The sequence below is a fragment of the Arthrobacter sp. BG3 genome, from assembly GCF_056680185.1.
The window spans coordinates 2,001,744-2,018,850 of the sequence record NZ_CM155270.1 but is presented as its reverse complement, the minus strand read 5'-3'; the positions used below and the strand labels follow the sequence as shown (position 1 = coordinate 2,018,850).

Below are 17,107 nucleotides of genomic sequence, written 5' to 3'. Positions count from 1 at the left end.
CCGACGCACCGGCAACGATGAAGGCAGCTATGGAAACCCTGGCAGTACAAAAGGTCCGCTCCGTGCGGGCAGTGGGAACCCGCGCGGTCCTCGCCGAGCTCTCCGGAACCCATGACGTGCTGGCACTGCAGGGGCTGCTCCTCGAGAAGCCGCTGCCGGGCCAGCTGGACGTCCTGGCCGCGGCCGAGACGGTCCTGGTCACGGCCGATTCGCCGATTGCTGCAAGGCGGATCGCCGCCCGGCTGCTCCAGCTTGACCTCACCGCGCCCGTGCAGCGGGACGGCGAGCTGGTGCTCATCGATACCGTGTACGACGGCGAGGACCTCGCCGAGGTGGGCAAGCTGACCGGCCTCGGGGCCGACGGCGTGATCGCCGCCCACACCGGGCAGATCTGGACCGTGGCCTTCGCCGGCTTCGCCCCCGGCTTCGGTTACATGGTGGGGGAAAACCAGGTGCTCGAAGTGCCGCGGCGCAGCTCGCCGCGCACCGCCGTCCCCGCTGGCTCCGTGGCGCTGGCCGGCAACTACTCGGCCGTCTACCCGCGCCGCTCGCCCGGCGGGTGGCAGCTGATCGGCCGCACCGGCGCCAGGATGTGGGACCTGGACCGGGAGCAGCCCGCGCTGGCAGCGCCCGGCCACCGCGTGCAGTTCCGCGCGGTCCGGGACGTCGTGGCGCTGGCGCCGGAACACCCTGCCCGGGTCCCTGCGCCGGAGCTGACGTCCGGCCTGCGGATCGTCTCGCCGGGGCTGCAAAGCCTGGTCCAGGACCTCGGACGCCACGGCCACTCCGGCCTGGGCGTTTCCAAGGCCGGCGCGCTGGACCGCGCCTCGCTGCGCCGGGCCAACCGCCTCGTCGGGAACGCGCCATCGGCCGCCGCGGTGGAGACCGTCGCCGGCGGCCTCTCCGTGCAGGCCATCGGCGACCAGGTCCTCGCCGTCGCCGGGGCGCCCGCGGAACTGACCATCGGGACGCCTTCCGGGGAGGACTCCGGACCGTTCCTGCGGACCGTCCCGATGGCCACCCCATTCGCCCTGCTCGACGGCGAAACCCTGACCATTGGTGCCCCGGAACGCGGATTCCGCAGCTACCTCGCCATCCGCGGCGGTGTCGACACCGCCCCCGTGCTCGGCAGCCGCTCCACCGACACCATGTCCGGGATCGGCCCCGCGCCGCTGGCCGCCGGGCAGCTTTTCGCCGCCGGCGGGGAGGCCGACTCCGGCGTCGTCGGGCACCCGGAACTGCAGCCGGACTTTCCCGGTGCCGGCGTCACCGTGCTCGACGTCGTCCCCGGCCCGCGCGCCGAGTGGTTCGACGCCGCCGCGCTGGCGTCCTTCACGGGCCAGGACTGGGAAGTGACGCCGCAGTCCAACCGGGTGGGCATGCGCCTGCGGGGAAACCCGCTGCAGCGCAGCCGCCAGGGCGAACTCGCCAGCGAGGGCACGGTCGCCGGGGCCCTGCAGGTCCCGCCCGAAGGACTCCCCGTGCTGTTCCTGGCCGACCACCCCATCACGGGCGGCTACCCGGTGATCGCCGTGGTGGTCGACTCCCAGCTCGACCTCGCCGCCCAGGTCCCGATCGGCGGCAGGATCCGCTTCCGCTGGGCCGACCCCGCCGTCGGACCGGCCACCCCCGAACCCGCCACCCCCCGAACCCTCACCCCCGAAGAAGAAGCGAGTTACTGATGCGCAAGGTCCTGATCGCCAACCGCGGTGAAATCGCCGTCCGGATCGCCCGGGCCTGCGACGACGCCCGGCTGGCCTCCGTTGCCGTCTACGCGGACATCGACGCCGACGCCCTGCACGTCTCGGCCGCGGACGAGGCCTACGCCCTGGGCGGCAACTCGCCCGCGGACACCTACCTCAACATCCCCAAGCTGCTCGCCGCCGCGGCCGCATCCGGCGCCGACGCCCTCCACCCCGGCTACGGCTTCCTGTCCGAGAACGCCGAATTCGCCCAGGCCGTCCTCGACGCCGGGCTCACCTGGATCGGGCCCACCCCGGACGCCATCCGGCTGCTCGGCAACAAGATCACCGCCCGCGAGACCGCCGTCCGCGCCGGCGCACCGCTCGTCGCCGGCAGCGACGGCCCGGTGGAAACCGCCGCGGAGGCCCGCGCCTTCGCCGAACAGCACGGCCTGCCGATGGCCATCAAGGCGGCCTTCGGCGGCGGCGGCCGCGGCATGAAGGTGGTCCGCGCCCTGGACGAGGTCGAGGAAGCCTTCGACTCCGCCGTCCGCGAGGCCGTCGCCGCCTTCGGCCGCGGCGAATGCTTCGTGGAGCGCTACCTCGACCGTCCGCGGCACGTCGAAGCGCAGGTCCTCGCGGACAGCCACGGCAACGTCGTCGTCGTCGGAACCCGCGACTGCTCGCTCCAGCGCCGGCACCAGAAGCTCGTCGAGGAAGCCCCCGCGCCGTTCCTCAGCGACGAGCAGACCCGCCAGATCTACGACGCCGCCAAGGCCGTCTGCCGCGAAGCCGGCTACTCCGGCGCCGGCACCGTGGAATTCCTGGTCGCCGCCGACGGCACCGTGGCGTTCCTCGAAGTGAACACCCGCCTGCAGGTGGAGCACCCCATCACCGAGGAAACCACCGGGATCGACCTCGTCCAGGAGCAGTTCCGCATCGCCGCCGGGGAACCGCTGCGCATTACGGAGGACCCGGCGCCGCGCGGGCACTCCTTCGAATTCCGGCTCAACGCCGAGGACGTCGGGCGCGGGTTCCTGCCCTCGCCCGGCACCGTCGAGGAGTTCCACGGCCCCACCGGCCCCGGCATCCGGCTCGACACCGGCGTCCGCGCCGGCTCGTTCGTCCCGCCCCAGTTCGACTCGCTGCTGGCGAAACTGATCGTTACCGGCGCCGACCGGCAGCAGGCGCTGCGCCGCGCCCGCCGGGCCCTCGCCGAAATCAGCATTACCGGGGTGGCCACCGTGCTGCCGTTCCACCGCGCGGTGCTCGAATCCCCGGACTTCACCTCCGAGGCCGGTCTCGGCATCCACACCCGCTGGATCGAAACCGACTTCGCCGACAACATCTCCATCCCCGCCGATCCGGGCTTCAGCACCACCGCGCCCGACGGCGAACGCCGCACCATCACGGTCGAGGTGGACGGCCGCCGGATGGCCGTCGGCCTGCCCGCGGACCTGCTGGACGGCTGGGCCCGCTCGGGCGGCCCGCTTCCTGCCGGGGTTTCCGTGGACGGAGCCTCCGACGATGGAGCTGCCGGCGCTGATCCCGGGGAGCTGCGCGCCGACATGGCCGGCACCGTGGTGAAGTGGCTCGTCGCACCGGGCGCCGAAGTCTCGGCGGGGGATCCCGTCGTGGTGCTGGAGGCGATGAAGATGGAAACCCAGGTCGCCGCCCACCGCGGCGGGACAGTCACGGGCCTCCGCGCGGAGGCCGGCGGCGTCGTTACTGCTGGAGCGGTGCTTGCCCTGATTGGCTAGCGGCGGAGTGCTGTACCTGGTCCTGCTGCGTCTGGTCCTGCTGCGTCTCCGACTGTTGAGTCGCGGCCCAGCTGGCGAGCAGCCGCAAGGCGTCCGCGGTGGTTGAACCGGGTTCGGCGGCGTAGACGAGCAGTGACAGCCCGTCGTCGGCCGGAAGCTCCAGGGCCTCGTACAGGAGGTGGAGGTCCCCGACCACCGGGTGCCGCAGATGCTTGATGCCGGTGTAGTGCTGGCGCACATTATGGGCCGCCCAGCGGGTGCGGAATTCCTCGCTGCGGGTGGAAAGCTCCCCCACCAGGTCGGTCAGACCGCGGTCGTAGGGGTCGCGGCCGGCCTCGGTGCGCAGAATCGCCACCGTGTCATTCGCGGCGCGGTCCCAGTCCGGATAGAAACCGTAGGAACGGTTGTCCAGGAAGATGAACCGGGCATGGTTGGCCGGCCGGACCGGACCGGCGTACATCTCGGAGTAAAGGGCGTAGCCGAGCTGGTTGGCGGCCAGGATGTCCAGGCGCCCGTTGCGCACGAACGCGGGGGCGTTGGTGATGGCGTCGAGCATGAGCTGGATGCTCGCGCGGACCGGCTGGGCGGTGGCGCGGCGCCGCTGTGGCCTGCGGTTGGTGCTGGCGGCCCGGGCCAGGTCGAACAGGTGGGCCTGCTCCGCCTCATCCAGCTGCAGCGCCCTCGCCAGTGCTTCCAGGACGCCCTCTGACACTCCGGACAGGTTTCCGCGTTCCAGCCGAGTGTAATACTCGACACTGACTCCGGCCAGCATCGCCACTTCCCCGCGCCGCAACCCGGGGACGCGGCGGTTGCCGCCGTAGACCGGCAGTCCCGCCTGTTCGGGGGTGATTTTCGCCCGCCGAGTGGCCAGGAAGTCCCGGGTCTCGCTCTGGTTGTCCATGCCATCAACGTTAGAGGGTGCGGCGCCGTAAGGGAGTCACTGCCAGTACCCCTATCAGCAGGGACTCCCTCGCCGGCCGCTGTTTAGTGTTTGATGGTAGTGCCCCCGATGACGACCGGGCCGAAAGGCCGCACCTGACCGGTGCCGGACGCCGGGGCAACCTCCCCTGAACCATCCACAAGCAGGAGACTCATGCTTACCGTTAACGCTTACGCCGCCACCTCGGCGACGGAACCCCTCGTTCCGACCACCATCGAGCGCCGGGACGTTGGCCCCCACGACGTCCTGATCGACATCAAGTTCGCCGGCATCTGCCACTCGGACATCCACACCGTCCGCGGCGACTGGGGACCGCAGTCCTACCCGCTGGCACCGGGCCACGAAATCGCCGGTATCGTCACCGAGGTCGGCTCCGCCGTCACCAAGCACAAGGCGGGCGACCGGGTCGGCGTCGGCTGCATGGTCAACTCCTGCCGCGAGTGCGTCAACTGCCTCGCGGGCGAGGAACAGTACTGCCTCAAGGGCAACACGGGCACCTACGGCGCCGTCGACCGTGACGGCACCATCACCCAGGGCGGCTACTCCACCCACGTCGTCGTGACCGAAGACTTCGTCGTCACCATCCCCGAGGGCATCGAGCTCGACGTCGCCGCACCCCTGCTCTGCGCCGGCATCACCACGTACTCGCCGCTGCGCCACTGGAACGCCGGTCCCGGCAAGAAAGTCGCGATCGTCGGGCTCGGCGGGCTGGGCCACATGGCCGTCAAGATCGCCCACGCCATGGGTGCCGAGGTCACCGTGCTCTCGCAGTCGCTGAAGAAGCAGGAAGACGGCCTGCGCCTCGGCGCGGACCACTACTTCGCCACGAGCGACGAGAACACCTTCACCGAGCTCGCCGGCAGCTTCGACCTGATCATCAACACGGTCAGCGCTTCGATCGACATCAGCTCCTACCTGCAGCTGCTGACCCTCGACGGCGCCCTGGTGAACGTCGGCGCCCCGGCCGAACCGCTGCCCGTGAACGCGTTCGCGCTGATCGCCGGACGCCGGTCCTTCGCCGGTTCCATGATCGGCGGCATCCGCCAGACGCAGGAAATGCTCGACTTCTGCGCCGAGCACCACCTCGGCGCCGAGATCGAGGTCATCCCGGCAGAGAAGATTAACGAGGCCTACGAGCGCGTGCTGGCCTCCGACGTGCGGTACCGCTTTGTGATTGACACCTCCACCCTGGTGTAGTTCCAGGCATGGAAAGGGCTCGGCCGCTGGCCGGGCCCTTTTCTTTGGCCGGGCAGGTTCCGCTGGGCGGAAGCCCGGCCTTGCCCGGAGCTTTCTCGGCGGGCACGCTGGCAGGATGACCAAACTGCAGCCCGACGCCAATCTTTCCGGCCTGGACATCTCCGCGGGCATCGAGGCTGAGCCCGACGGCGTCCTCGTCCTGGACCCGAAACTGGCCGCCATCTGGAACCTTGCGGCACCGTACCTGTCAGTCCGCGACAACGACGCCCACACGCTCTACGCCTTCGGGCTGGCCCGCGCCCTGCTCGATGCGCACCCGGAGGCGGACGCCGCCGTCGTCCTCCCCGCGATCATGCTGCACGACATCGGCTGGTCGCAGGTGCCCCCGGCCGAAGTCCTGGCAGCGATCGCGCCCGGCGGCGGCCGGCCGGACCTGGTGCTGCTGCACGAGAAGGAAGGCGCCCGGCTCGCCGCCGGAATCCTCGCCGCGGCCCGGTACGACGCCGGGAAGGTGCCGGCCATCCTGGACATCATCGATGGCCACGACTCCCGCCGCGAGGCCCTCTCCATCGAGGACGCCATCGTCAAGGACGCGGACAAGACCTGGCGGCTCAGCCCGCACGGCCTCGACACCGTGATGGACTGGTTCGGCCTGGACCGCGGCCAGGCCCTCCGCCTCTGCAGCCAGCGCGTCCACGGGCATCTGTTCACCGCAGAGGCACAGGCGATGGCCCGGGCACTGTCCGCCCTGGAGTCGGTGACCCTGTGGCCGCAGCGCCAGGCGCTGCTCGGCGGGGGTCCTTTGAAATAGGTCCCCAGAATGGACCCCCGCAAGGCCGCCTGCGCCGCCTGATCCGCTGCTAGCATGACCGTCATGGGCATCACCCCGGCGATCGCAGCCACCGCCAGCACAGACTGCTCCGTAAACGGGCACCCGCACGTCGCCGACACCCACGACCTGATCCGGGTGGTCGGCGCGCGTGAGAACAACCTCAAGGGCGTCACCCTTGAGATCCCGAAGCGCCGGCTGACCGTTTTCACCGGCGTCTCCGGCTCGGGGAAGAGCTCCCTGGTGTTTGCCACCATCGCGGCGGAATCGCAGCGGATGATCAACGAAACCTACAGCGCCTTCGTGCAGGGCTTCATGCCCAGCCTGGCAAGGCCCGACGTCGACTTCCTGGAGGGGCTGACGACGGCGATCATCGTCGACCAGGAGCGGATGGGCGCGAACCCCCGCTCCACCGTGGGGACGGCCACCGACGCCAACGCCATGCTCCGGATCCTCTTCAGCCGGCTGGGTTCCCCGCACGTGGGACCCCCCACCGCGTTCTCCTTCAACGTCCCGACGCGGAAAGCGAGCGGGGTGATGAGCACCGAGAAGAGCGGACGGGTGGAGAAGAGCGTTGTCCAGAACGCCGTCTACCTGGGGGGCATGTGCCCGCGGTGTGAGGGCATGGGCTCGGTCTCCGACTTCGACCTCAAAGCGCTCTACGACGACAGCAAGTCCCTCAGCGAGGGTGCCCTGACGATTCCCGGCTACAGCATGGACGGGTGGTACGGCCGCATCTTCAGCGGCGCCGGCTTCGACATGGACAAGCCGATCGCGAAGTACACCAAAAAGGAAATGAACGATCTGCTCTACAAGGAGCCGACCAAGATCAAGGTCGAGGGCATCAATCTCACCTATGAGGGACTGATCCCGAAGATCCAGAAGTCCATACTCTCCAAGGACGTCGACGCGATGCAGCCCCACATCCGGGCCTTCGTCGACCGCGCCATCACGTTTCAAGCCTGCCCCGAGTGCAACGGCACACGGCTGAGCCGGGAAGCCAGGTCCTCGAAAATCCGGGGCAAGAACATCGCCGAATTGTGCCAGATGCAGATCAGCGACCTGGCCAGCTGGGTCCGCGAGCTCAATGAGCCATCGGTCGCGCCGCTCCTCAAAGGCCTGCGGCACCTGCTCGAGTCGTTCGCCGAAATCGGGCTGGGTTACCTCTCGCTGGACCGGCCGGCGGGCACCCTGTCCGGCGGAGAGGCGCAGCGCACCAAGATGATCCGGCACCTTGGCTCGTCCCTGACGGACGTCACCTACGTCTTCGACGAGCCGACGATCGGCCTGCACCCGCACGACATTGAGCGGATGAACCAGCTGCTGCTGCAGCTGCGGGACAAGGGCAACACGGTGCTCGTCGTCGAGCACAAGCCGGAGACCATCGTCATCGCGGACCACGTCGTTGACCTCGGCCCCGGCGCAGGCACCGAGGGCGGCAGCGTCTGCTTCGAAGGAAGCGTGGCGGACCTGCGGGTCAGCGACACCATCACCGGCCGCCACTTCGACGACCGGGCCACGGTCAAGGAGACGGTGCGGACGCCGTCGGGCGCGCTCGAGGTACGCGGCGCGTCGACAAACAACCTCCGGAACGTCGACGTCGACATCCCGCTCGGCGTGCTTTGCGTGCTCACGGGCGTGGCCGGGTCCGGCAAGAGCTCGCTGATCCAGGGCTCCGTGGCCGGCCGCGACGGTGTTGTGCTGATCGACCAGGGTGCCATCAAGGGGTCGCGGCGCAGCAACCCTGCGACGTACACGGGCCTTCTCGAGCCGATCCGAAAGGCGTTTGCCAAGGCGAACGGCGTGAAGCCGGCGCTGTTCAGCTCCAACTCGGAAGGCGCCTGCCCCACATGCAACGGCGCGGGCGTCCTCTTCACCGAACTCGGAGTGATGGCCACCGTCGAGTCCACGTGCGAGGACTGCGAGGGCAGGAGGTTCCTGGCGTCAGTCCTCGAATACAAGCTGGCCGGCCGCAACATCTCCGAGGTGCTGGCAATGTCGATGACCGAAGCCGAGGGGTTCTTTGGCGACGGGGAGGCGCGCACGCCGGCGGCGCACAAGATCCTTGACCGGCTCGTGGACGTGGGGCTCGGCTACCTCACTCTCGGCCAGCCGCTCACCACCCTGTCCGGCGGCGAGCGTCAGCGCGTCAAGCTGGCCACCCAGATGGCAGAGAAGGGTGACGTCTACGTCCTCGACGAACCCACCAGCGGCCTGCACCTTGCCGACGTCCGGAACCTGCTGGGCCTGCTCGACCGGCTCGTCGACGCCGGCAAGTCTGTCGTCGTCATCGAGCACCACCAGGCCGTCATGGCGCACGCCGACTGGATCATCGACCTCGGCCCCGGCGCCGGCCACGACGGCGGACGGATCGTCTTCGAGGGTTCCCCCGCGGACCTTGTCGCGGGCCGCTCCACCCTCACCGGTGAGCACCTGGCGGCCTACGTCGGCAGCTGACCGGGGCCCTCGGCGCCGGCATCACGCCAGGTTCCGGCCCAGGAACGCCATGACGTCCGGGAGGATGGAGCGCCAGTAGCCGCTGTCGTGGCCGCCCGGCTGGAAGCCTCCCTCGTGTTCACCGGGAAGGTCCTTCACGTAGTCCTGCACGCTGAAGAGCAGGTTGTCGGCTGTGCCGCAGTCGATTCTTTTCGGCAGTGACTCCAGTTCCGGGCGCAGGGCAAAGACGTCGTTGGCCGCGAAGTCCGCGGCGCTGTCAAAGTTGTCGGACCGGCCGGGGTCGTACTGGCTCCAGACCGCCGGGCTCATCGCGGCCACGGCGCGGAGACCGGGGAGGCGGTGCTGGGCGGCGAGGAGCAGGGCGCCGAACCCGCCCATCGACAGCCCGAAAACGGCGACCCTGCCGGTGCCGACTCCCTGGCCGGCCAGCAGGGGGAGGAACTCGTCGACCAGCATGGACTGCGTGTCTGTGCCCGACGCGCGGCGGTGCCACCAGGTTTCGCCTCCGTCCGCGGCTGCGATCGCGAACGGCGTCCCTCCCCGCGATATGTGCTGTGCCAAAACTTGAGCCGCATCCAGGTCCTCGAATACCATGCGGTGGTCCGCGTCCGTGCCATGCAGGAAGAGCGCTACGGGCAGGGGCCCGGACGAGGTGCCGCCAGCGGATTCCGGCACGGCCATGGACCAGCCGGTCGGTTCCTGCGGCCGGAACCGTGAAGTGAAATTGCCGGTGCGCATGGCGACGGGCGGGGCGTGGCCGGAGGAGGTCCCGCCGGCGCATCCCGCGACCGACACGGCGACCACGGCCCCGGCTCCGAGCCCCAGCAGGCTCCGTCGGGAAAGCCCCGGTGCTCCCATGACACCGCTCATCGGCCCGACACGCCCCTCACCAGAACTTCTGCACGCCGGAGGCGGAGTCCCGGAGTTGGGCGCCATCAAGGGCAATGGAGCACTCCTCCAAGCCAAAGTCCTTCCACTGCGCCACCAGGCGGAGTTCCCCCGGCGGCGCCAGCGGCCAGAGCCAGAGTGTTCCCGAGCCGGAGAACTCGTCGTCGCCGCCGCTCCCGCCGCCGTTTCTCAGCAGGAGCACCGGCGATGGTGGCTCCTCCGTGCCCTCGAAGAACCCGTGGGGGTGCGCGCCGGTACTGGACTTTGAACCGTCTGGGAAAGCCGCGCCGAACAGGAGCATCGAACCCGCGCCGGCGCCCCTGCGGGGGCCGGGTCCGGGCCGGAAAAACACTTCGTTGAGATCCGCCCACTCCTCGTCGGTCCGTTCGCCCCGGCGGATGGTCCAGATCACATCGAACGTACAACCCGTGGAAAACGCCGCCGCGCTCTTGACGGCGACCATCATCGTCGGGCTCAGGTGCAGGAACTGGCCAATGTGTATGACGGCCGGGAGTTCGTACTCCGGGGCGCCGGCCCACACCGGCGGCACGTACTTCACTGCCCGTCCGCGCGGAGGGATGGGGGGCACCGGGAAATCCTGGAAGAAGGTCATGGGTGATCCTTTCATCGGTGGGTGCGCGCGGTCACTGCGGCCGTCCGGAGAGCTGGAGGGTGATGGGCTGTGTTGTCAGGGGCCCGCCGCATTCCTTTGAGCCGCCGGCCCTCGTCCATTCCAGCCGGGACTGCCGCTGGGCGAGCAGGCTTCCGTCGCTGGCGAGCATCCGGGTTGCCACTTCGCGCGGCAGCGGGCCCCGGACGGTAAACAGCCAGGCATTGACCGCCGTCTGGGAGGCGGCGAACGGGGCTCTCGACGGTGAAGGACCGCCCGGCAAGTCGGGAACCGCTGATTTCGGTGATGCGGGCTGCGGCGAGGCCAGATCAGGGACGGAGCAGCCTTCCGCGGTGCACAGTTCCACGTCGGATGCCGCCGTGACGTCGCCTTCGAGTCTCACGGTGATGGTGCTGACCCAGCCAACCGCGGGGCAAACGACGTCGGCCGTGCCGCAGGCCGTCACCTGGATGCCGGCAACCATGAACACCACGCCAGAGCGAAAGATCCCCCACTTCGACCTCATCGCGCCAGTCTAGACAGATTCCCGGCTCGCCGCTGGAAGGGGTGCTGGACGGACGTTCCTCGGCAGGTAGGCGCTCCGTCCGGGACTCGGTTCTTCAGGCCTGTTTCAGGGCGCGGCCTGGGCGGCTGTCGCTTCCTGCGCCTGCCGGTAGAACCATTCAATGTGCTCGCGCAGAAGGCGGGCGGCCAGCTCCCCGTCGTGTGCCTGAACGGCGTCGAAGATGCCGTGGTGCTGGGTCCGCAGCACGGACAGAACCTCCGGCCACTCCTCCATCGCGTCCATCGCCCCCTTGACGTAGCCGACGATCGAGCCGCTGAGGGATTCCATTATGGTGGCGACCACAGTGTTGCCGGCGAGTGAGCTCAGCGCCACGTGGAACCGCGCGTCGAGTTCGTGGAAGGTGTCGCGGTCCATTTCCGGGTCGTCCATCGCCTGCAGCAACCGGGCTGCCTGCTCCAGGTCCTCATTTCCGCCGGTCCGGTCCGCGCCGGCCCGGGCCGTCCAGGTTTCGAGCAGGACGCGGGTCTGGACGATGTCCGCGACCGGGAGCCGGCTGCTGGCCACGTGCAGCCGCAGGGCAGAGGACAATCCCGCGGACGGGTCGGAAATGACGATCGCCCCGGACGTGGGGCCGGATCCGACCGAACTGCGCAGCACGCCCATGGCGTCAAGGACCCGGATGGCCTCCCGCACGGACGCCCGGGAAATTCCGTACGTCTCTGCCAGTGTGCGTTCGCCCGGAAGCCGGTCCCCGACCTTGATCTTGCCCGAGCGCAGGTCCGCTTCGATGTCTTTCAGGAGCGCGTCATGGGTTCGGCGGCGGGGGGTTGCTCCTGCTTCAGCGGTGGTCACGGGCGTTTCCTTCGGGGCGGGGGAGTGCGGGCAGGAGGCCCGCCCGCACTCCCCGTTGCGGGAGGGCCGGAGGCTAGGGAAGCATCCAGCTTAGGACGGGGGTGGACTGCAGGTAGGACAGGGTGCAGAGCACCAGCAGCAGAGCCACGCTCCACCCGACTACTTTACGCAGGATCACCGACTCCTGGCCTTCAAGGTTCACCGCGGACGCCGCGATCGCGAGGTTCTGCGGGCTGATGAGCTTGCCGACCACGCCGCCGGAGGTGTTTCCGGCCACCAGAAGGTTCGGGTCGATTCCGGCCTTCAGCCCGGCGGTCTGCTGCAGCTTGGCGAACAGCGCGTTAGCCGAGGTGTCCGAGCCGGTGACGGCGGTGCCGATCCAGCCCAGGACGGGGGAGAGGAACGCGAAGAAGGTGCCGGTGCCGGCCAGCCAGGTGCCGATTGAGACCGTCTGCCCGGAAAAGTTCATCACGTAGGCCAAGGCGAGGACGGTGATGATGGTCAGGCCTGCCCAGCGCATGCGGAAAATGGTGCGCCCGATTTCCATCACAGCGTCGCCGACCGTGACGCGGAAGCGGCCGCCGTCGTCGTACTTCGAATACACAAAGGCGACGATCAGTCCGGTGATCAGCAGCAGGGTGCCGGGAGTGGAGAGCCACTGGAAGGAGTAGACGGTGGAGGACACGGGTTTGCCCGCGGCATCAACCAGAGCGTCGTGCAGGATGGGCCAGGGGATCTTGACGTCGGTCGAGGCGAGGAATGCCGGGATATCGACGCCCAGTTTCCACAGCTTCGCGATGCCGAAGACGACGATCACGAGGAAGTAGGGGAACAGGGCGAGCCACGTGCGCGTCGGCGTCAGGCCGCCGGCGGGCCTTTCCGTGACGGCCACGGCCGCTGCCCTGCCTGAGCCTCCGGCGGGCGTGGGGGCCGCGTTCTGCGCGGCGGCGGCGGAAGCTACGCCGAGACGCTCGCGTGCCGCGATGCTGCCCTTCGGTGTCCAGACGCGGAAGAACAGCACTGCCACGCCCAGGCCGGTGAGGGAGGCAATGATGTCGGTGAGCTCATAGGAGAAGTAGTTGGAGCAGAGGAACTGTGCGATGGCGAAGGAGAAACCGACGACCAGCGCGGCGGGCCAGCAGTCCTTCAGGCCCCTGCGGCCGTCAAGGATGAAGAGCAGGATCAGCGGCACGAACGTTGCCAGCAGCGGTGCCTGGCGGCCCACGATGGAGGCAATGTCCGTGGCGTGCAGTCCGGTAAGGCCGGCGGCGGTGGTGATCGGGATGGCCATGGCGCCGAACGCTACCGGGGCGGTGTTGGCCACCAGGACGGCGGCGGCGGCGCGCAGTGGCGGCAGTCCCAGGGCGAGGAGCATGGTGGCGGTGATGGCGACCGGTGCGCCGAATCCGGCCAGTGCCTCGAGCAGGCCGCCGAAGCAGAACGCGATCAGCAGCGCCTGCAGGCGCACGTCGCCGCCGCCGATCACGTCGAACACGCGGCGGAGGTCTTCGAAGCGTCCGCTGAGCACCGTGACCTGGTAGAGCCAGACGGCCATGATGACAATCCACAGCACGGGGAACGCGCCGAAGACCCCGCCCTGCGTTGCGGAGAGGATCGCCAGGCCCGGCGGCATGTGGAAGGCAACAATGCCGACCACGAGGGCCACCAGCAGCGCGAAGGCCCCTGCCACGTGCGCCCTGGTCTTGACGACGGCGAGCAGGATGAAGAAGGTAAGCAGCGGCAGCAGGGCCACGATGGCCGACCAGGCCACGCTGTTAAGCACCGGGTCGGTGCTGGGGGTGAAGTGGTCCACGGAGTTCCTCCACGTTGAGAGACGACTGGTCTATGGTCAGACCACTGTGGTCGGACCATGAGAGTGTAGCGCATATCTCACCGCGGATGTGAGCGGATTCACTCCCGATCCGGGGCTGGAAGTGGCGGTAATCACGTGTTGTACTATGGTCTGACCACATGTTTCTAGGCTCCTCGAAAGGGCTGTCATGAGAATTGCCTTGTTCGCCACCTGCATCGTGGACGCGATGTATCCGGCCACAGCCCGTGCCACCGTGAAAATTCTGGAACGGCTGGGGCACGAGGTCGTGTTCCCGTCCGGCCAGGCCTGCTGCGGGCAGATGCACGTCAACAGCGGCTACCTCAAAGAAGCGGTCCCCGTCGTCGCCAACCATGTCGCGGCCTTCGACACCGAGGACTACGATGTCGCCGTCGCGCCGTCGGGCTCCTGTGTTGCCTCCGTCAAACACCAGCATCCGATGGTGGCCCGCTCCTGCGGGGACAAGGCCCTCGAGGCCCGGGCCGCCGCCGTCGGCGCCAAAACGTACGAGCTCTCCGAACTGCTGGTCGACGTTCTCGGTGTCACTGACGCCGGGGCGCAGCTCGGGTCATTCTTCCCGCACCGTGTCACGTACCACCCGAGCTGCCACGGCATGCGCCTGCTCCGGCTGGGGGACCGGCAGGCCCAGCTGCTGCGCAGCGTCCAGGGAATCGACCTGGCGGATCTGCCGGAGGCAGACCAGTGCTGCGGCTTCGGCGGCACCTTCTCCATGAAGAACGCCGACGTCTCCTCGGCCATGCTCGAGGACAAGACGGCCAACATCGCGGCAACCGGCGCCAAACTGTGCACCGGCGGGGACGCCTCGTGCCTGATGCACATCGGTGGAGGCCTGTCCCGCCAGGGAAGCGCCGTCACCACCCTCCACCTCGCCGAAATCCTCGCCAGCACCGCGGAGGAACCGGCGTCCGTCAGCGGCGAAGTCCGCGTCTCCACCGGAAAGGCAACCCGATGAGCACCTTCCTGGGCATGCCCTCCCTGCCTGTCTACGGCACGGGCAATCTGTTCGCGTCCGAATCGTTTCCCACGGCGGCGAACCGCGAGCTTGGCAACGCCCAGCTGCGCGCAAACCTCGGACACGCCACCCACACCATCCGCGACAAGCGGCTGAAAATGGTTGCCGAACTGCCGGACTGGGAGCAGCTGCGGGACGCCGGCAGCGCGATCAAGGAATCCGTGATGGCACGGCTTCCCGAACTCCTCGAACAGTTCGAAGAGAACTTCACAGCCCGCGGCGGAGTTATCCACTGGGCCCGCGATGCCGACGAGGCCAACGCCATCGTCGCGGGACTGGTCCGCGACACCGGGGAAACCGAAGTCGTCAAGGTCAAGTCCATGGCGACCCAGGAGATCGGGCTCAATGAGTATCTCGAAGAGCAGGGCATCACGGCCTTCGAAACCGATCTCGCCGAACTCATCGTCCAGCTCGACCACGATAAGCCCAGCCACATCCTGGTCCCGGCGATCCACAAGAACCGCACGGAAATCCGCGACATCTTCCTGCGCGAAATGCCGGGGGCCGATCCCCAGCTCACCGACGACCCGGCAGTGCTGGCCATGGCCGCCCGCGCGCACCTGAGGCGCAAGTTCCTCTCCGCCAAAGTGGCCGTCTCCGGCGCCAACTTCGCCCTCGCCGATTCCGGCACCCTCGCCGTCGTCGAATCCGAGGGCAACGGCCGCATGTGCCTGACGCTGCCGGAGACCCTGATCACGGTGATGGGCGTGGAGAAGCTGCTGCCGACCTGGCAGGACCTCGAAGTGTTCATGCAGCTGCTGCCCCGCTCCTCCACCGGGGAACGGATGAACCCGTACACCTCGCTCTGGACCGGCGTCACCGAAGGCGACGGACCGCAGAACATGCATCTGGTGCTGCTCGACAACGGCCGCAGTGCCGCGCTGGCCGACGAAATGGGACGCTCCGCGCTGCACTGTATCCGCTGCAGCGCCTGCATGAACGTCTGCCCCGTCTACGAGCGCACCGGCGGCCACGCCTACGGCTCCACCTACCCCGGACCGATCGGCGCGATCCTCTCACCCTTGATGACCGGCATCCAGGCTGAAGAGAACAACTCGCTCCCCTACGCGTCCTCCCTTTGCGGGGCCTGCTACGACGCCTGCCCGGTAAAGATCAACATCCCTGACATCCTGGTGCACCTGCGCAGCGTGGATGTGGACAGCAAACGGGGGAAGAAGAAACTGCCCAGCCAGATGGACGCCGGGATGAAGGCCGCGTCCTGGGCGCTGTCCTCCGGCAAGCGGCTGGGGCTGATCGAAAAAGGGCTTCCGCTTGGACGCCTGGTTGCGGGCCCCGATAAGAAGATCACCAAACTGCCCGGCATCGCCGCCGGCTGGACGCAAAGCCGGGACATTCCGGCGCCCCCGCAGGAATCCTTCCGCAGCTGGTGGGCCAAGGAACACCGGAAACCGGACACGTCCAGCGCCCCCGAGCCGTCCCAAGACAAGGAAGACCAGCCATGAGCGCCCGCGAAGAAATCCTCGGCCGGATCCGCACCGCCCTGAAGGACAACCCCGAGGCGCCGCAGATCCCGCGCCAATACCGGCAAACATCCCCGCTGGATGAGTCGGCGCTGATCGAGCTACTGGTGGACCGCCTCATCGACTACAAGGCGCAGGTGTCCGTGGTGGACGCGGCCGGGGTGCCGGCCCGGATCGCGGAACTCCTTGGCGGCGCGCGCAGCTACGTTGTGCCCACAGGCATCGACGCCGGCTGGCTCACCGGACTCGACCATGAGTCCGGTGGGCGCCGGCGCCACCTGGATTCCACCGCCGCGCCGCTGAGTGTCGCAGAGCTCGACGGCATTGACGCCGTGGTGACCGGCAGCGCCGTCGCCGTCGCGGAAACCGGAACCATCATCCTGGACGGCAGCCCCAACCAGGGCCGCCGCGCCATCAGCCTGGTCCCGGACCATCACATCTGCGTCGTGAACGCCACCGACATCGCCGGCATCCTGCCCGAGGCGCTGCGGCGGATCGACGGCACCCGCCCGCTCACCATGATCAGCGGCCCGAGCGCCACCAGCGACATTGAACTCGAACGCGTCGAGGGTGTTCACGGCCCCCGGAAGCTCGACGTCATCATCGCCCGGTGAGGCCGGCACGCCCCGCAGCGACCCCTGAAGGGAGGGAACGCTCATGAGCTTCTACCGGCATGACGCCTGGCAGAACCTCAGGGGGGCCATCGTGGAAGTCCGGAAGGGTGGCAGGATCGTCCGCGAAGGACTGGTGGACGACGTCATGCCGGATTCATCGGCGCTCTGGATCGCCGGGGACGGGTCCACGAACCGGGTGCTGATTGAAGCCGCAGAGGGCTATGAGGTGTGGATAGAGCCCCGACCCCTAGAGGGCAAACGCGCCTACCGGATGACGGCGGCCGCACTCCGGCCCGGGGCTGCGCGTGCGCGCACGGCCACGAGGCCCGACCGCCCCGCAACCAGCGCCGAGCAGACGGTGGAGCAAAGAACCCGGATTGTCACCGGTTAGTCCCTGTCGAGTTTGG

The 17,107-nt window shown here is 68.8% G+C and carries 15 protein-coding genes; 9 read left to right on the top strand and 6 right to left on the bottom strand.

Annotation, left to right across the window (positions count from 1 at the left end):
- The first annotated feature begins 17 nt into the window (after nucleotides 1-17).
- Nucleotides 18-1,682 (top strand): 5-oxoprolinase subunit B/C family protein, encoded by a 1,665-nt coding sequence (locus AC1MFL_RS08965; protein WP_479814923.1) that lies wholly within the window; start codon nucleotides 18-20, stop codon nucleotides 1,680-1,682.
- Nucleotides 1,682-3,442: an acetyl/propionyl/methylcrotonyl-CoA carboxylase subunit alpha gene (locus tag AC1MFL_RS08960; protein WP_479814921.1), complete on the top strand. Its 1,761-nt coding sequence runs from the start codon at nucleotides 1,682-1,684 to the stop codon at nucleotides 3,440-3,442. Before AC1MFL_RS08965 ends, AC1MFL_RS08960 begins: the two co-directional genes overlap by 1 nt.
- On the opposite strand, the gene AC1MFL_RS08955 is transcribed toward AC1MFL_RS08960, so the two are convergent.
- Nucleotides 3,408-4,343 (bottom strand): helix-turn-helix transcriptional regulator, encoded by a 936-nt coding sequence (locus AC1MFL_RS08955; protein ID WP_479814919.1) that lies wholly within the window; start codon nucleotides 4,341-4,343, stop codon nucleotides 3,408-3,410. The two genes, AC1MFL_RS08960 and AC1MFL_RS08955, sit on opposite strands and share 35 nt — an antisense overlap.
- Nucleotides 4,344-4,535: 192 nt before the next feature.
- Between AC1MFL_RS08955 and AC1MFL_RS08950 the strand changes: the two genes are divergently transcribed.
- The 3 genes from AC1MFL_RS08950 (at nucleotide 4,536) to AC1MFL_RS08940 (ending at nucleotide 8,865) form a co-directional block, all read left to right on the top strand.
- The gene (locus AC1MFL_RS08950) at nucleotides 4,536-5,579 is read left to right on the top strand and encodes an NAD(P)-dependent alcohol dehydrogenase (RefSeq protein ID WP_479814917.1); all 1,044 of its coding nucleotides are present in this window, start codon (nucleotides 4,536-4,538) and stop codon (nucleotides 5,577-5,579) included.
- A 115-nt stretch (nucleotides 5,580-5,694) separates the two neighbouring features.
- Complete coding sequence (locus AC1MFL_RS08945) at nucleotides 5,695-6,390, top strand: HD domain-containing protein (RefSeq protein ID WP_479814915.1); 696 nt, start codon at nucleotides 5,695-5,697, stop codon at nucleotides 6,388-6,390.
- Nucleotides 6,391-6,453: 63 nt separating this feature from the next.
- The gene (locus AC1MFL_RS08940; protein WP_479814913.1) at nucleotides 6,454-8,865 is read left to right on the top strand and encodes an ATP-binding cassette domain-containing protein; all 2,412 of its coding nucleotides are present in this window, start codon (nucleotides 6,454-6,456) and stop codon (nucleotides 8,863-8,865) included.
- Between the two features lie 21 nt (nucleotides 8,866-8,886).
- Here the strand turns inward: AC1MFL_RS08940 and AC1MFL_RS08935 are convergent, their stop codons facing one another.
- The 5 genes from AC1MFL_RS08935 to AC1MFL_RS08915 all read right to left on the bottom strand — a co-directional run bounded on the left by AC1MFL_RS08935 (nucleotide 8,887) and on the right by AC1MFL_RS08915 (nucleotide 13,554).
- The gene (locus AC1MFL_RS08935) at nucleotides 8,887-9,723 is read right to left on the bottom strand and encodes an alpha/beta hydrolase (protein WP_479814911.1); all 837 of its coding nucleotides are present in this window, start codon (nucleotides 9,721-9,723) and stop codon (nucleotides 8,887-8,889) included.
- Nucleotides 9,724-9,751: 28 nt separating this feature from the next.
- Entirely contained in the window at nucleotides 9,752-10,366 is a 615-nt protein-coding gene (locus AC1MFL_RS08930) for a hypothetical protein (RefSeq protein WP_479814909.1), read from the bottom strand.
- Nucleotides 10,367-10,397: 31 nt separating this feature from the next.
- Nucleotides 10,398-10,889 carry a hypothetical protein gene (locus tag AC1MFL_RS08925; protein ID WP_479814907.1) on the bottom strand — a complete coding sequence of 164 codons (492 nt, stop codon included), beginning with the start codon at nucleotides 10,887-10,889 and terminating at the stop codon, nucleotides 10,398-10,400.
- A 105-nt stretch (nucleotides 10,890-10,994) separates the two neighbouring features.
- On the bottom strand, nucleotides 10,995-11,741 hold the full coding sequence (locus AC1MFL_RS08920) for a FadR/GntR family transcriptional regulator (RefSeq protein ID WP_479814905.1): 747 nt from the start codon (nucleotides 11,739-11,741) through the stop codon (nucleotides 10,995-10,997).
- Between the two features lie 73 nt (nucleotides 11,742-11,814).
- Nucleotides 11,815-13,554, bottom strand: coding sequence for an L-lactate permease (locus tag AC1MFL_RS08915; RefSeq protein ID WP_479814903.1), 1,740 nt, complete (start codon nucleotides 13,552-13,554; stop codon nucleotides 11,815-11,817).
- A 187-nt stretch (nucleotides 13,555-13,741) separates the two neighbouring features.
- On the opposite strand from AC1MFL_RS08915, the gene AC1MFL_RS08910 reads away from it, so the two are divergent.
- The 4 genes from AC1MFL_RS08910 to AC1MFL_RS08895 are packed head-to-tail and all read left to right on the top strand — an operon-like array spanning nucleotide 13,742 to nucleotide 17,091.
- Entirely contained in the window at nucleotides 13,742-14,545 is an 804-nt protein-coding gene (locus AC1MFL_RS08910) for a (Fe-S)-binding protein (RefSeq protein ID WP_479814901.1), read from the top strand.
- On the top strand, nucleotides 14,542-16,068 hold the full coding sequence (locus AC1MFL_RS08905; protein ID WP_479814900.1) for a LutB/LldF family L-lactate oxidation iron-sulfur protein: 1,527 nt from the start codon (nucleotides 14,542-14,544) through the stop codon (nucleotides 16,066-16,068). The genes AC1MFL_RS08910 and AC1MFL_RS08905 overlap by 4 nt, the downstream gene beginning before the upstream one ends.
- Nucleotides 16,065-16,700 (top strand): LutC/YkgG family protein, encoded by a 636-nt coding sequence (locus AC1MFL_RS08900; RefSeq protein ID WP_479814898.1) that lies wholly within the window; start codon nucleotides 16,065-16,067, stop codon nucleotides 16,698-16,700. Before AC1MFL_RS08905 ends, AC1MFL_RS08900 begins: the two co-directional genes overlap by 4 nt.
- 43 nt (nucleotides 16,701-16,743) lie before the next feature.
- Nucleotides 16,744-17,091: a hypothetical protein gene (locus tag AC1MFL_RS08895; RefSeq protein WP_479814896.1), complete on the top strand. Its 348-nt coding sequence runs from the start codon at nucleotides 16,744-16,746 to the stop codon at nucleotides 17,089-17,091.
- The last annotated feature ends 16 nt before the right edge of the window (nucleotides 17,092-17,107 follow it).

What these genes read in the sequence shown, in the direction of transcription:
- AC1MFL_RS08935 (WP_479814911.1), bottom strand. Translation starts at nt 9,723, where the DNA reads ATGGGAGCACCGGGGCTTTCCCGACGGAGCCTGCTGGGGCTCGGAGCC.
- AC1MFL_RS08965 (WP_479814923.1), top strand. Translation starts at nt 18, where the DNA reads ATGAAGGCAGCTATGGAAACCCTGGCAGTACAAAAGGTCCGCTCCGTG.
- AC1MFL_RS08950 (WP_479814917.1), top strand. Translation starts at nt 4,536, where the DNA reads ATGCTTACCGTTAACGCTTACGCCGCCACCTCGGCGACGGAACCCCTC.
- AC1MFL_RS08930 (WP_479814909.1), bottom strand. Translation starts at nt 10,366, where the DNA reads ATGACCTTCTTCCAGGATTTCCCGGTGCCCCCCATCCCTCCGCGCGGA.
- AC1MFL_RS08900 (WP_479814898.1), top strand. Translation starts at nt 16,065, where the DNA reads ATGAGCGCCCGCGAAGAAATCCTCGGCCGGATCCGCACCGCCCTGAAG.
- AC1MFL_RS08945 (WP_479814915.1), top strand. Translation starts at nt 5,695, where the DNA reads ATGACCAAACTGCAGCCCGACGCCAATCTTTCCGGCCTGGACATCTCC.
- AC1MFL_RS08960 (WP_479814921.1), top strand. Translation starts at nt 1,682, where the DNA reads ATGCGCAAGGTCCTGATCGCCAACCGCGGTGAAATCGCCGTCCGGATC.
- AC1MFL_RS08925 (WP_479814907.1), bottom strand. Translation starts at nt 10,889, where the DNA reads ATGAGGTCGAAGTGGGGGATCTTTCGCTCTGGCGTGGTGTTCATGGTT.
- AC1MFL_RS08955 (WP_479814919.1), bottom strand. Translation starts at nt 4,343, where the DNA reads ATGGACAACCAGAGCGAGACCCGGGACTTCCTGGCCACTCGGCGGGCG.
- AC1MFL_RS08910 (WP_479814901.1), top strand. Translation starts at nt 13,742, where the DNA reads ATGAGAATTGCCTTGTTCGCCACCTGCATCGTGGACGCGATGTATCCG.
- AC1MFL_RS08940 (WP_479814913.1), top strand. Translation starts at nt 6,454, where the DNA reads ATGGGCATCACCCCGGCGATCGCAGCCACCGCCAGCACAGACTGCTCC.
- AC1MFL_RS08905 (WP_479814900.1), top strand. Translation starts at nt 14,542, where the DNA reads ATGAGCACCTTCCTGGGCATGCCCTCCCTGCCTGTCTACGGCACGGGC.
- AC1MFL_RS08895 (WP_479814896.1), top strand. Translation starts at nt 16,744, where the DNA reads ATGAGCTTCTACCGGCATGACGCCTGGCAGAACCTCAGGGGGGCCATC.